This window comes from uncultured Varibaculum sp., from assembly GCF_902489465.1.
GTDB lineage: Bacteria > Actinomycetota > Actinomycetes > Actinomycetales > Actinomycetaceae > Varibaculum.
In genome coordinates this window covers 1-13,568 of the sequence record NZ_CABTZZ010000045.1, presented here as the reverse complement: position 1 = coordinate 13,568, position 13,568 = coordinate 1, and the positions used below count along the sequence as shown (strand labels likewise).

General features: G+C 51.1%; 11 protein-coding genes and 1 tRNA gene. 9 read left to right on the top strand and 3 right to left on the bottom strand.

Going from position 1 to position 13,568, the window contains the following annotated elements:
- The 4 genes from RDM26_RS07530 to RDM26_RS07515 all read left to right on the top strand — a co-directional run.
- Window positions 1-1,036, top strand: a 1,036-nt coding sequence (locus RDM26_RS07530) for an ABC transporter permease subunit (RefSeq protein WP_307738360.1), incomplete at its 5' end; no start/stop codon positions are given.
- Window positions 1,033-1,935, top strand: coding sequence for an ABC transporter permease subunit (locus tag RDM26_RS07525; RefSeq protein WP_307738359.1), 903 nt, complete (start codon window positions 1,033-1,035; stop codon window positions 1,933-1,935). The genes RDM26_RS07530 and RDM26_RS07525, both read left to right, overlap by 4 nt.
- Window positions 1,936-1,959: 24 nt before the next feature.
- On the top strand, window positions 1,960-3,333 hold the full coding sequence (locus tag RDM26_RS07520) for an extracellular solute-binding protein (protein WP_307738358.1): 1,374 nt from the start codon (window positions 1,960-1,962) through the stop codon (window positions 3,331-3,333).
- Between the two features lie 104 nt (window positions 3,334-3,437).
- Window positions 3,438-4,463 (top strand): substrate-binding domain-containing protein, encoded by a 1,026-nt coding sequence (locus RDM26_RS07515; protein WP_307738357.1) that lies wholly within the window; start codon window positions 3,438-3,440, stop codon window positions 4,461-4,463.
- A gap of 94 nt (window positions 4,464-4,557) precedes the next feature.
- On the opposite strand, the gene RDM26_RS07510 is transcribed toward RDM26_RS07515, so the two are convergent.
- Complete coding sequence (locus tag RDM26_RS07510; protein ID WP_307738356.1) at window positions 4,558-4,860, bottom strand: WhiB family transcriptional regulator; 303 nt, start codon at window positions 4,858-4,860, stop codon at window positions 4,558-4,560.
- Between the two features lie 341 nt (window positions 4,861-5,201).
- On the opposite strand from RDM26_RS07510, the gene guaB reads away from it, so the two are divergent.
- From guaB to RDM26_RS07495, 3 genes are read left to right on the top strand one after another with little or no spacing between them, the layout of a single operon-like run.
- Window positions 5,202-6,710 carry an IMP dehydrogenase gene (gene guaB, locus RDM26_RS07505; protein WP_374041832.1) on the top strand — a complete coding sequence of 503 codons (1,509 nt, stop codon included), beginning with the start codon at window positions 5,202-5,204 and terminating at the stop codon, window positions 6,708-6,710.
- Window positions 6,711-6,767: 57 nt separating this feature from the next.
- Entirely contained in the window at window positions 6,768-7,454 is a 687-nt protein-coding gene (locus tag RDM26_RS07500) for an exonuclease domain-containing protein (protein WP_307738355.1), read from the top strand.
- Window positions 7,451-8,755 carry a hypothetical protein gene (locus RDM26_RS07495; protein WP_307738354.1) on the top strand — a complete coding sequence of 435 codons (1,305 nt, stop codon included), beginning with the start codon at window positions 7,451-7,453 and terminating at the stop codon, window positions 8,753-8,755. Before RDM26_RS07500 ends, RDM26_RS07495 begins: the two co-directional genes overlap by 4 nt.
- Window positions 8,756-8,758: 3 nt before the next feature.
- Here RDM26_RS07495 and RDM26_RS07490 read toward each other — a convergent pair whose 3' ends face one another.
- Window positions 8,759-9,592, bottom strand: a complete 834-nt coding sequence (locus RDM26_RS07490; protein ID WP_307738353.1) for an HAD hydrolase family protein — start codon at window positions 9,590-9,592, stop codon at window positions 8,759-8,761.
- Between the two features lie 255 nt (window positions 9,593-9,847).
- Window positions 9,848-9,923, bottom strand: a tRNA-Arg gene (locus RDM26_RS07485).
- Between the two features lie 117 nt (window positions 9,924-10,040).
- Between RDM26_RS07485 and RDM26_RS07480 the strand changes: the two genes are divergently transcribed.
- Together RDM26_RS07480 and RDM26_RS07475 are read left to right on the top strand one after the other, a co-directional pair.
- On the top strand, window positions 10,041-12,149 hold the full coding sequence (locus tag RDM26_RS07480) for an NAD(+) synthase (protein ID WP_307738352.1): 2,109 nt from the start codon (window positions 10,041-10,043) through the stop codon (window positions 12,147-12,149).
- A 266-nt stretch (window positions 12,150-12,415) separates the two neighbouring features.
- The coding region (locus tag RDM26_RS07475; RefSeq protein ID WP_307738351.1) for a C1 family peptidase at window positions 12,416-13,568 on the top strand (1,153 nt) is incomplete at its 3' end.

Here is a 13,568-nt window from a genome sequence, read left to right as displayed (position 1 = left end):
TAATTTCAGCTTTGTCGTTCCGTTCTTGCTTTTCTATCTGGCCTTTATCGTCTATCCCGTCATTCAGGCCATATTGATGAGTTTCTACGATTGGCAATTACTGGGCAATGCGCCAGTTTGGCTAGGTCTAGACAACTACTTGAAAATGTTCGGTGGGCAAAACATTGAATGGTCTTTGAACGCTCAATGGTTCGTAAGGCTATTACTCTTGTCTTTTGCAATCTATTGGGCTTGGCGAACGAGGAAAACTCGTAATGCCGGAGATATCGCGTTGACGGTCTCTTTACTCCTTATCGTTCTCCTGATGGGATTCCATCCTGGAGAACATGGTTCATGGAACGATCCTCGATTTTGGAATGCTTTTAAAAATACGGTGATTTTCACGGTTGTTTCCACGCCGATTATTGCTGGATTGGGATTGGTGTTCGCTTTGCTTCTTAATAATCCCAGACGGAAAACTAACGGATTGTATCGGGCGGCGCTATTCCTTCCCTATGTTTTACCGGTATCGGTAGCGACTTTGATTTGGGGGTATTTGCTTAATCCTTCACGTGGTTTGGTCGGACGATTGAGTGAGATACTAGGTAGAGAGCCGATTGCATGGCTCTCGGATCCGCGATTTGCTATGGGTGCAATCATAGTTACCACAGTTTGGTGGACTGTTGGGTTCAATATGATTCTGTTTGGGGCAGGTCTTCAGGATATTGACCCCGTATTGTATGAGGCGGCGCAATTAGATGGAGCCAGTAAATGGCAACAGTTCCGCCATATAACACTGCCGGGTCTGAGTCATGTGTCCTTGCTAATCATGGTTACTCAGATTATTGCATCTTTCCAGATTTTCGGTCAGGTAAATATTATGACGGGTGGAGGCCCAGGTAATACCACAGACGTTGTAGTTAGGTATATCTATCAAACGGGATTCCGGGATATGCAGTTAGGTTATGCATCCGCAATGTCACTATTCCTCTTTGTAGTTATGGTTTTGGTTTCCCTTATCCAATTCCTCATGTCTCGCGAAAGGAAAGCGCAATGACGGTGTTCCCTCAGCAGCAGGAAAGGCAGTTTGAAGTGGTCAAGGAAAAAAAGCTATTCAGTTCCGCTTTCAGAAGTACTAAGCGTTCGTTTAATTTGTACCAGCTGGTGATGATTGTTCTTTGCCTGCTGTGGATACTTCCACTAGTTTGGATTTTTTCCCTGTCGTTGACGCCTAACGAGGCGTTGAAGGTGAGCTCGCAGCATATTCTTCCTCAGGGTCTGACTTTGAAGAACTACGCTGATGTGCTGAGTACCAGTTTAACGATGAAATGGTTTATGAATTCGGCTATCGTAACTGTGATTACTACTGTGCTTACGGTGTTCGTATGTGCAACTGCAGGATATGCTTTTTCTAAACTGCAGTTTCCGGGGCGCTTACTTATTTATGCCCTTACGCTAGCCGGGATGATGGTTCCCAAAGAAGCCATGTTTATCCCACTGTTCATGATGTTTGCGGATGTGGATATGCATAATACCTACGCTGCGCTAATAATTCCGCGCGTAGCTTTCCCGCTTGGGGTGTTTATTATGACGCAATTCTTTAGCCAAGTGCCACACGAGTTGGAGGAGGCCGCGAGAGTAGATGGAGCGTCACAATGGAAAGTATTTTATTCCGTGATGCTCCCGATGGCCGTTCCGTCTATGATTGCTTTGGCAACCTTCACTTTTGTTCAAAGCTGGAACGATTATTTATGGCCCCTTGTTTCAGCAACTAAGCCAGAGATGTTCACCATCACAACTGGATTGGCATCTATGCAGGGAAATTTTGCCCAAGCAACAGAGTTAGGGTCGCTCATGGCTCGGGGTGTCTTAGGGTCTCTTCCACTCCTGATAGTGTTTCTGCTTTTGCAAAAATATCTGATTCGGGGAATCTCAATGTCTAGTGGTGGAAAGTAAAAGAACAATGGAAAGGAATCCACAATGAGGATGATTAACAAGATAACGGTAGGAGTGGTTGCGTCTGCTCTGCTCCTTACTGGCTGTGGTGCGAGCGGAGGAAGTGCGAGCAAAGGAGCTGCGAACTCCAAAGATATTGCATCCAAGATAAAATCCGTAACCGATGATCAACTTAAAGGAACGACGATTAATTTGGCTCGTTTCTTTGGTGACTGCGATGACACAACAAAAAACGTCACAGATATTTCCAAGGCGACCACTGAATGTGAAGCAATTCAGATTCTTACAAACAAGTTTGTGGCAGAAAATAAGTGGGGAATTAAAATTAAACGACTAGGTGGAGCTACCTGGCATTCTTTCTATGATGGTTTAAATGCCGCCTTAGCTAGTACAGACCGCCCAGACGTAACGGTAATGCATGGAGCAAATCTTCCCGATTATGCCTCCCGGGGATTGTTATTAGAACTGGACAATAGCTTAGGAATCGATCTGACCGACGCCACAGATGCTGCTAAAGATGCTATCCGGTACGAGGGTAAGAACTATGCGGTACCTTTCGACACGCACGCAATAATCTCTCACCTTAATATGGATATTCTTGAAAAAGCCGGGCTGACTAATCCCGATGGGACATATGAGATGCCCACATCCCCCGAGAAATTCCTTGCCGATGCAGAGACCGTTAAATCAAAGACTGGAAAGAACTTTATCGACATTGCGCTTTCGAAGGATCCTATGGGAGGGCGTCTATGGATGTCTTTGATTTGGCAACAGGGCGAAGAGTTTATTGATGCTAAGACCAAGACCGCTAAAGTAAATTCAGAAGCATCGAAAACTGCTTTGAACTTCATGAATGAACTAGTCAAAAAAGGGTATACCACTCCAACTCATGATTATGATGCATCACAGCAGGCTTTTATGAAGGGTGAATCCGCGATTATGTACAACGGGGTTTGGGCAGTAGATCAATATACCAAGGAAGTTCCCTTCCATTATGAGACTACTAATGCTCCTATGCTGTTCTCTAAGAAATTCACTTGGGCAAACTCCCACACTTGGGCTATCCCGGTTCAAGCTAATAATGATCCGGTTAAGTATCGGGCAGCTTTGGAATTTATTAAATTCCTTTACGGGCACACTGGAGATTGGTCAGTAGCAACTGGGCATATGGCTTCAACAAAGACGGCGCTAACATCTGATGCTTACAAGAACGCGCCTCACCGTGTGCAGTATCTCGATACCGCCACCAAGTATGCTCATATGCAACCGCGCCTCGCAAAATGGCCTGCCATTGGCGATAAAATACAAGAGGGTATAGAAGCAACTTGGCTGAATAACGAGCCAGTAGATTCCACGCTTAACAACCTGCAAACAGATATTGAAGGTATGCTTAAGTAGCAAGGTTTACTAACTAGCATTGACGATGAGCCAGGCGAGAAAAAGCCTGGCTCATCGCTTTAAATAGGACTCGTTAATCATGCAGCCGGAGAGGTTGGTAATTGGTGACTAAAAGAAAAAATCCAAGACCCAATATGATGGATGTAGCCAAGAAGGCAGGAGTTTCGCAACGGACAGTATCGAATGTTGTGCGAGACTATCAACATGTCGCTCCCCAGACACGTGAGCGAGTTTTAAAGACAATCGCAGAAGTTGGATATCGTCCAAATAATGCAGCACGGCAGCTGCGTAGTGGCAGAACTAAATTTATTGGCTTAGCGGTTCCGGATATAACCTGGCCTTATTTTTCAATGCTGGCGCAGGCTATCCAGACGGAGGCTAACCGGCTAGGGCTAACTCTGATAGTCCGGGAAACTAAAGGAAGTGCCAATGTAGAGCGGCAAACATTGGAGAATTTCTATACAGGTTCGGTTGATGGGCTTATTATTTCCCCAATTGAACTTTCTGGACAGGAACTGCTGGAACTGGATCTAGGGATACCGGTAGTTTTACTAGGGGAAAGAATCCACGACGCTGGATTACTACATCTTTCTATCGATAACATTGGCGCTGCTAGGCAGATGATGGAACACATTCTTGAAAGAGGCGCCAAGTCTTTCTGGATCGTTGGTGATTCTGACACAATGGCGACCCGTTCAGCGGGAAAACTTAGAAAACAAGGGTTTATAGAGACTGCAAGTTTGCGTGGAATTAATGAAAATGTATGGATGCAGCTTCCTGCTTCACCATGGACACTGGGAAACGGGTACCAGGCGGTCTCAAGTCAACTTGAAAAGAGTACTCCGCCGGATGCCATTATTTGTATGAACGATTTACTTGCTCTGGGAGCGCTACGGGCTTGCCAGGAAGCCGGTTTTGCAGTGCCGAGAGACACCATGATTTCGGGGTGGGATGACATCCCCTTTGCTGCTTTCTGCACCCCTCAGATTACTACAATTTCTGCTGATATTGCGACTATAAGTCGTAAAGCAGTTAGCGGTTTGCGGATGCTGTTTGATGCGCCAGATTCCCAGTTGTCTGACGTTACAGTGGGGTACCAGCTATTAGTTAGAGAATCAACGAGCGCATAATTTTAATGGATTAAGTGGCTCTTTCTGCCTGCAATTACACTTTGAATTTGAAATAAAGCCCTACATCCAGTCACCCTCATTCTTACTACCTTTATCAGGCGGTAAGCCGCTGGGCTTCCTCGCGACTTTGCCTAATCAACTCGCGCCGTTCCTCCTGGGTAAGGCCGCCCCATACTCCATAGGGTTCATGCGCTGCCAACGCATACTCGCGGCATTCATTGATCACCGGGCACTGAGCGCAAATAGCCTTCGCGGCATCGTCGCGCCGCCGACGAGTTCCTCCGCGTTCACCCTCGGGATGAAAAAACTGTTCAGTGTCTAGGTTCCGGCAAGCCCCCTGATATTGCCACTCCCATAAATCAGCCACCGGTCCTGGAAGGCGCGAGATGTCGCTCATTCGATGCTCCTTTTTATCCCTGTCAGTTATCGCTCAGTATGGAGGAGATATCTTACGATTCTCTGAAAAATAGACCATTCTGCGGTGAATAAAATGTAAACAATAGATTAATCTGCAGCTCAATAGGGTAAAGCTTGCGGGTTAGCGCTCAGCGAACAGTAAAGTCGGCTTCAGGCGCAATGCTCTAGGTGGAGTTAATAGCATTCGGGGTGCGCAGCAGGCTTAAAAACTTGCCACTGTAAGGTAAAACGAGTCACACCTCAGGGTAAAAGTGCTGGAATTAGGGTTAATAGCCGAAAGAAAGTGGCGGGATCCGGGCTTTTCGCGCTAATCTTAAAAAGGTGATTATCGAACACCTGGATGCCCTCGAAGGGCTAACTTATGACGACGTTCTCTTACTTCCCGAAACTACCGATGTTATTCCCTCCGAAGTCGACACCTCCAGCAGGCTAACCAAACGGATTACCTTACACACCCCGGTAATCTCTGCTGCCATGGATACGGTTACCGAAGCTAATATGGCGATCGCGATTGCACGCCAAGGAGGAATCGGAATCGTCCACCGCAACCTGCCGATTGCCGAACAGGCAGCGCAAGTACGCCAAGTTAAACGGTCTGAATCCGGAATGATCACCGATCCGGTAACTATCGGCCCGGATGCCACTCTATTGGAACTGGATAAAGAATGCGGACACTACCGGGTATCCGGACTGCCGGTAGTGGATGAAGATCGCAAACTCAAAGGAATTATCACCAACCGGGATCTGCGGTTCATTCCCGCCGACAAGTGGGCCACGGTGAAGGTTCGCGATGCTATGACCCCGATGCCGCTGACTACTGGGCGTAAAGGAATGCCCCGCGAGGAAGCTCGGGCGCTACTAGCAGAAAAAAAGATTGAAAAACTGCCGTTAGTCGATGATGAAGGCCGCCTGACCGGCCTAATCACCGTAAAAGATTTCGTGAAAACTGAACAGTACCCCAACTCCACTAAAGACGAAGAGGGACGCTTAAGGGTAGGAGCCGCCCTCGGATATTGGGGAGATACCTGGGAACGCGCCGAAGCCCTGGCGGAAGCGGAAGTGGACGTGCTGGTAGTCGATACCGCCAACGGGGGCGCCCAGCTCGCTCTGGAGATGATTAAAAAGCTTAAAGCCTCTCCCACTTTCTCCGATATTGACATTATTGGCGGCAACGTGGCTACTGCCGAGGGTGCGCAGGCACTGATCGATGCCGGGGCAGATGCGGTGAAAGTCGGGGTCGGTCCCGGTTCGATCTGTACCACCCGCGTAGTTGCCGGGGTAGGGGTACCGCAGATTACGGCGATCAACCTGGCTGCCCAGGCCTGTTCGAAAGCCGATGTGCCATTGATTGCCGATGGTGGTTTGCAGTATTCCGGGGATATTGCCAAAGCCATGGTGGCAGGAGCCGATACCGTGATGCTGGGTTCCCTGCTCGCAGGCTGCGAAGAATCACCAGGTGAACTGGTGTTCGTAAATGGAAAACAGTATAAGCATTACCGCGGCATGGGTTCACTGGGGGCAATGAGTTCGCGCGGACGCAAATCCTATTCCAAGGATCGCTATTTCCAGGCGGAAGTAACCAGTGATGCCCAAATCGTTCCCGAAGGAATCGAAGGGCAGGTGCCGTTCTCCGGGGCTCTCTCGGCGGTGCTCTATCAGCTAATCGGGGGACTACGACAATCCATGTTCTATACCGGTTCTCACGATATTTCCACCCTGAAGAAGCGTGGTCGTTTCGTAAAGATTACTGGTGCTGGCCTGAGGGAATCGCATCCGCACGATGTGCAGATGACTGCGGAAGCTCCCAATTATCATTCGGCAGTTAAGTAACCACGTATTATTTGAACAACAGGTGCAGTAAGTATCGCGCGAGGCGAGGAGTAATTGGTGGGTTGGAGTGAAGGACCATTTATGGGTTTCGATACCGAAACCACAGGGGTAAAGCCCGCCAGTGATCGTATAGTTACCGCTGCCTGCGTGGAATGGCGGCACGGACAAACCCGAGAACAAACCTGGCTTGCCGATCCCGGGGTTCCTATCCCGGAACCAGCTCAACAAGTGCACGGGATTTCAACCGAGTATGCCCGCGAATATGGGCAACCTTTAGAACAGGTGGTGAAAGAAGTCGCCCAAGTGCTTCAAGCCTGTGGCCAGGCGCAGATCCCGGTGGTCATTTATAACGCCTCTTTTGACCTGCCGCTGCTAGATAACCACCTGGCGCGTTTGGGATTGCCCACTATGCGCGAGCGGGTAGAGTTTTTGCCGATAATTGATCCCCTGGTACTAGATCGGGCTTTGGATCGCTACCGGAAGGGGAAACGTACCTTAGAGGCACTCGCGGAGTTTTACCAGGTGCGCGGGGACGATAACCTGCATGATGCCCTAGTGGATGTGCGGCAAACAATCGCGGTTTTGCGAGCACTCTGCGCTGCCTATCCCCAACTAGACCAAATGGATTTGCGGCAACTGCAAGACTACCAGCGCAATCAGTATCGCGAATGGGCGCAGCATTTCAACCAATATCTGCTGTCCAAAGGACGCAGCGCCGATGTGAATGAGGAGTGGCTAGCGTGAGTGATCCGCACGGTTACGATTATCGCGGCGAGGGCGAGCCGCAGGTAAATCCGCACGCCTCTGACGTGGGGCAAGGCCGCTATTTCCCTCCCCGCTCAGCCAGTCAACAGCCACAACCACCTGCCGGGCCCCCGCTTCCAGCGGGCGGGATTCCCCAGGTTCCTCTACCCACAGAGCCGGATCCCAACCGATACCAGCGGGTACCCCCAGCTCGGGCAGGAGACCCTCGCCCATCCGTACCTCCGTATCAAAGCGTCCAGCCTGCCCTAGAGCCTTCCCAGCCTGCTCAAAACTATCCGCCAGTAAATCCCGGCTCAATTCCGCACCCGGTCGCGCCCTCTCCTGCTTCAGAGCAGGTGAGCCCCCGTGCTGACTTGCCGGCAGCAGCAGTGGGCTATGATGCCCCCGCTTCGGTTTATGGCACAATGCCCAGTAACCTGCCGACACCGCAAAATAGCTTCACTTCCGCGCAGCCTCAGGCAGTTACCCCTAGCGGATTAGCGCCAACTAGCCCAGAGGTAACCGCTTCCTCAACATTGAACACTGCAAGCTCTGGTGAAGCAGAAGATAATTCTCCGCAAGTAGCATCCTCTCGGCGTTCCCCGCTGTGGCTGTTGTATGGACTGGTAATCCTGGTTTTAATTGCTTTAGTTAGTTGGCAGATAGTGCGGCTTAGTACTGGAAAGGTGCCATCGGCGGTTCCGCTGGGATCTCAGGCAGAGACCACTGAAACCGTGGCGGCTCCCGAGCCTAAACCGGTTGCGACTACCCAAACTGAGCAGGTCAAAAAAGTGTTAGCGGCACAACCAGTGACTCCGGCACAATTGGGAGGGGACAAAAAGCGAGTAACTTTCCGCTCTCAATCCGGGATTGTGGTTTGTACCATTGCGGAAAAACTTGAGGATGGCATACCGCCACTAGTTCCCTTGGCAGCTGATGGTTCGGGTGCTCTCGCTAGTGGCAGCGGCGTGGTTTGTGCTACCGCCAGCAATTTTGATGCTGCCGGTAACGTCGGAAAGTGTAAACAGGGTGATCTTCGCCTGTCTGTGCTGGGAGTGTGGGATAGTTCCTCTGGTATTGGTGGGTGTGTAAACGGCACTACACCGCTGTATCAAGACGTGAAATCTGGTCAAAGAGACAACAGCGGTAAACGCTTTGATCTGCAGCCACTGGGAACAGGTCAATACACTCAGCTAGGTAAATACGCCTGCACTTTCGGAGGCACCGACGCTACCTGCGTAAACGTTTCTACCGGGAAAGGATTCACCTTTACCGATCTGGAAGGATATAAGTTCTTTTAATCCCTAAGCGGGATCTAATAAACCGAAACGTTCAAAGGCGACCGCCACTGCGTCCTCTTCAATCGGGGGAGCGACCCAGTTGGCAATGTTGCTAAGTTTTTCTGCCCCGCCTGCCAGGCAGACCCCGATGCCTGCTTCCCGCACCATCTCATAGTCGTTTGCGGAATCTCCGATCGCGAGTGCCTGAGATGGATCTGCGCCAAAGTGGTGGAGGACTTCCTGCATGGCGGTACCTTTATTAACCCCTTTTATCCCCAGCTCCACCACTTCTCCTACGGGTACGGAAACTGACCCGGGGATTACCATGTAGCGATCCCCGAATAGCCGGCAGGCTTCTTCAAAGCTAGAGGGCGCTTCCGGGGATAGGTAGAACATACATTTTCCGGCAGAAGTCGGGATTCCACTGGCTAGGTAAGGCGTGATCTGTTCAAGGTAGGCAGACCAATCCCCAGTAGTGGCACGGTCAGATTTGCCGGAGAGGCGGAAAAAATCCAGGAAGGTTTCGGAGGGGTGAAAGTGGTCTTTACCTTGCCAAATCCAGGTGGCGCCGGAGCGGCGAAAATAATCTGTCCACTCGGTGATGCCGTCCTGGTCGATAGAATGACTGGCTAACACCTGGTCTCCAACTTCTACGTAGGCTCCGTTGGCGGTTATCAGGCCGGAAAAGGGTAGGGAGAATAGGGAGGGATACAGCTCCGGATAGGAACGGCCGGTGGCGATAAAAACTTTGTGTCCATTCGCAGTGGCGGTGGTGATAGCTTCCTTTACTTTCGAGCTAATCACCTGGTTATGGTCAATTATGGTTCCGTCTAGATCCAAAAAAGCGAACTTGCGCATTGCTGCTCCTTGTAGGGGACACCTGTCTGGGTAGGGTTGGGCAGTTTCCGGGCTGCTTCCACTCTAGGGGAAAACACCAGTTAATGCGTGCCTAGCCTACTCGGATAAAACCTTTCCCCGCCCGACCTTGGTAACAGGCGTGTCCTTGATGGAGAAAGATAATTCACTGCCGACTGTCAGCTAGTTAAGACCCTGTCCAGGTTGCAGGTAGGGGCAGTAACTAGCAGATAGGGGAATAATTTCGCAGAAAACATTTGGTGCCCCGAACAGGATTCGAACCTGCGGCCTTTCGCTCCGGAGGCGAACGCTCTATCCACTGAGCTATCGGGGCTGGACTTCAATGATTCTACACATTTACCCCGACGCTTACTAAATCAACGCCCTCTAATTAGACGCTGATTACATTTAGGAGACAGATGCCAGTGAGGGTGAGTGCAATAATATGTACATGACTTTTTCTAGCCCCTATGAGCACGGTTTCGCCCGGGTTGCGGCCATTACTATTCCCAGCCATCCCGGCGAGCCGGATCGGAACGTACCGGAAATCGCGGCAGCAGCTCGCCAAGCTGCCCGGCAAGGTGCTTGTGTAGCAGTATTTCCGGAGATGTGCATCTCCGGATACACCCTTGATGACCTGGTGTTTTCTGAGCGTCTATTAGCAAGCGTGGAAAAAGGGATAGAAATACTAGCTAAGGCGACTTCAGATTGCGCCGAGCTAATCGTGGTTGGCGCTCCGCTGCGGATAGCAAGACAAATCTATGATTGCGCGGTGTTCTTGGCGCGGGGGAAAGTTATTGCTCTAACTCCGAAAGTTTTCCCCTCTAGCGCCGCTTATGAAAAACGCTATTTTACTTCCGGCGCGCACCTTCCTGCAGATGCGAGCTGGTATGCACCCCAGGTTCCGGGAGCCAGTGAGGCTCCCATCGGAAATGGGATTGTTCATATCGAGGACGTGGCTGGCCTGTCGGTAGGGGCAGAAGTTGGCTGCGACGCCGTGGCGGCGCGTCCACTGGCGCTGTCTCTTGCCTTGCAAGGGGCAAGCGTAATCGTAAATCCTGCGGCCTATCCTGCTACTTTAGAGGGCGGAGAACAACAGTTACTCATGGCAAGAGCTACTTCGCGACGCGGGATTTGCGCCTATGTGAGCGCGGGAGCCGGCAATGGAGAATCCTCCTCCGATTCGGCTTGGGATGGACGAACCTTTATCTACCAAGATGGCTCTAAATTAGCGGAAACTGCGCTGTTCCCCGTCGAAACCCAGATTGCCCTCGCCGATATTGATCTGACCGCCCTCGCCAATCGTAGGCGGCGCGAAAGCGGTTTCGCAGATACTCAAGCCGGGAAAATCGAAAAAACCTGGGAAGTGAAGATTCGTCTGGGAGTAGGAGCGGCCGGGGCGGCAGTACCTTTCGATCCATGGGCAAATGTTTCTAATGTCGCGACTTCGCAGGATGTGCAGGTTGCGCTGTGTCCCTCTCCGGCGAGATTCCCATTCTTACCAGCGGATCAAGAGGGTATCGACCTCGCATGTCAACAGGCGTTCGAGATTCAAGTTTACGGGTTAAAAAAACGTTTACAGGCAGTCGGGAACCCCAAAATGGTGTTGGGGGTATCGGGCGGTCTGGATTCCACCCAGGCACTTTTGGTATGCAGCGAAGTTGTCGTTCGGCTCGGCCTCGAAAAATCCCAAATTTTGGCCTATACCCTGCCCGGTTTTGCCACCTCGGAAGGAACAAAATCTCACGCATATAGGTTGTGTGAATCCTTAGGTATCAAATGCGAGGAAATCGATATTCGCCCCGCTGCCCGGCAAATGCTCGCCGACATGGGGCATCCCTTCGCAGACGGCGCCGCCCAATATGACGTGACCTTCGAGAACGTGCAAGCCGGACTGCGCACCGATTACCTGTTCCGGATTGCTAACCATCAGGGTGGACTGGTGATTGGTACTGGAGATTTATCGGAGGCGGCTCTCGGGTGGTGCACCTATGGGGTGGGCGACCATATGTCGCATTATTCAGTTAATCCCGGGATCCCGAAAACTATGTTGCAAACTATGATCCGCTGGGCTTGCCGGGAAAACCGGTTCGGCGATGCGTGCACTAGAGTCCTGCAAGATATTTTGGCGCAAGAAATTTCCCCGGAACTGATACCGGGAGGCGGAGAAAAACTCCAATCCACCCAGGACACTATTGGCCCCTACGAGCTACACGAGTTCTTCCTCTACCACCTGCTTTTAGGGCGCGAACCCCGCGATATTGCTTATCTGGCTTGGCAAGCCTGGCGAGATAAAGATAACGGGGTTTGGCCGGCAGATCTGCCGGAATCAGATCGTCACCAATATGGTCTGGAAACTATTTTGCGCTGGCTGCGCGAGTTATTGCGCCGCTTCTTTACTTCCCAGTTTAAGCGGACTTGCGTGCCTGGCGGACCGGGAATAACTGCTGGATTTGGTCTTAGTCCCCGCTCTGACCTGCGGATGCCCTCCGATATTTCCGGACGGATCTGGATTAAACAGGTAGAGGAACTGCTCGCAGGCCTAGAGGAAAACCAATAGAGGTTTAAAAAAGAATACCCCGCAACCCAGATAGCCGTCGGAAATACCGGTATGCATCCTCGTCGCAAAATGTTTAAGTCCAACCCAGTGGAGCCACGTGGGTCTCACAGCGTTAAGCGCCCTAAATTAACTAAGTGAGATCGATGGGCTATTTTGGAACTAAGAAAGAAAAAGGTGAAACCGGGGTTTAGGGCAGCATTTTGGTAGCTATCTAAATGGTTTTCACCCTAGAAAATGGCGCATAGCGCCCGAATGTAGGAGGAACAGTGAGCGAACGGGAAGCAAAGCTAACCCCAGAAATGCTAGCGGAAATGCGCAATGAATTTGGCGCGGATCTACACGGCAAGCTAATGCAAAATGCTGTAACCAGCACCGATATTGATAAAGTGGCACAAAATCACCAGGTAGTTGCGTTCGCTGACCGTTCCATGTCCCACAAGCTAGATGCATGGCCGGTGGCTAACCAAAAGAAATCGGGACGCTGCTGGCTATTCGCCGGTCTAAACCTGCTGCGTTCATCCATGATCAAGCGGTTAAACGTAGAGAACTTCGAATTCTCCCAGACCTACCTGTTCTATTGGGACAAACTAGAAAAAGCGAACTACTTCCTAGAATCTCAAATTGAGCTGGCCGATCGCGACCTGGATGACCGTACAGTGGCTCACCTGCTGTCTGACCCGATTGGGGACGGTGGCCAGTGGAATATGTTTGTGGCGCTGGTGGATAAATACGGGGTAGTGCCCCAGTGGGCAATGCCGGAAACTGAATCCTCCTCTAATTCGCGGAAAATGGATCGTATCTTGGAGCGTTACTTGCGGGAGGGCGCCCTCGCGGTGCGGAAAGCCGCGCACAATAATCCCGAAACTGTCGGGGAGGTAAAGGCACGTTTACTCAGTGGGGTGCACCGGATTTTGAATATCCATTTGGGAACCCCGCCGGAAAAGTTTGTTTGGCAATATAACGATAAAGACAACAAGTTCGAGCGTCTAGGGGAGGTTACTCCCCAAGAGTTCGCCGATAAATATATCGTCAATGACCTGCGCAACTATGTATGCTTGGTGAATGATCCGCGGGAAGCTAACCCGTACGGAAAGACCTATACCGTGGATCGCCTGGGCAATGTGCTGGGTGCTGCCCCGGTGCGTTACTTGAACGTCCCCATCCAGGTGATGAAAGATTGTGCGGCCACGGTATTGCAGGCCGGAAAACCGGTGTGGTTCGGTTGTGACACCGAGCAGCAAGCAGATAGGGAACTGTCGCTGTGGGATAAGAATCTCTATGACTATGGCGCGGTTTACGGAGTGGATTTTGGGATGGACAAGGAAGAACGCCTGCTCTCCCGTGAATCCCTAATGACTCACGCCATGTTGTTTGTGGGGGTAGACATGCTGGATGGGGCTCCGCGCCGCTGGCGGGGGG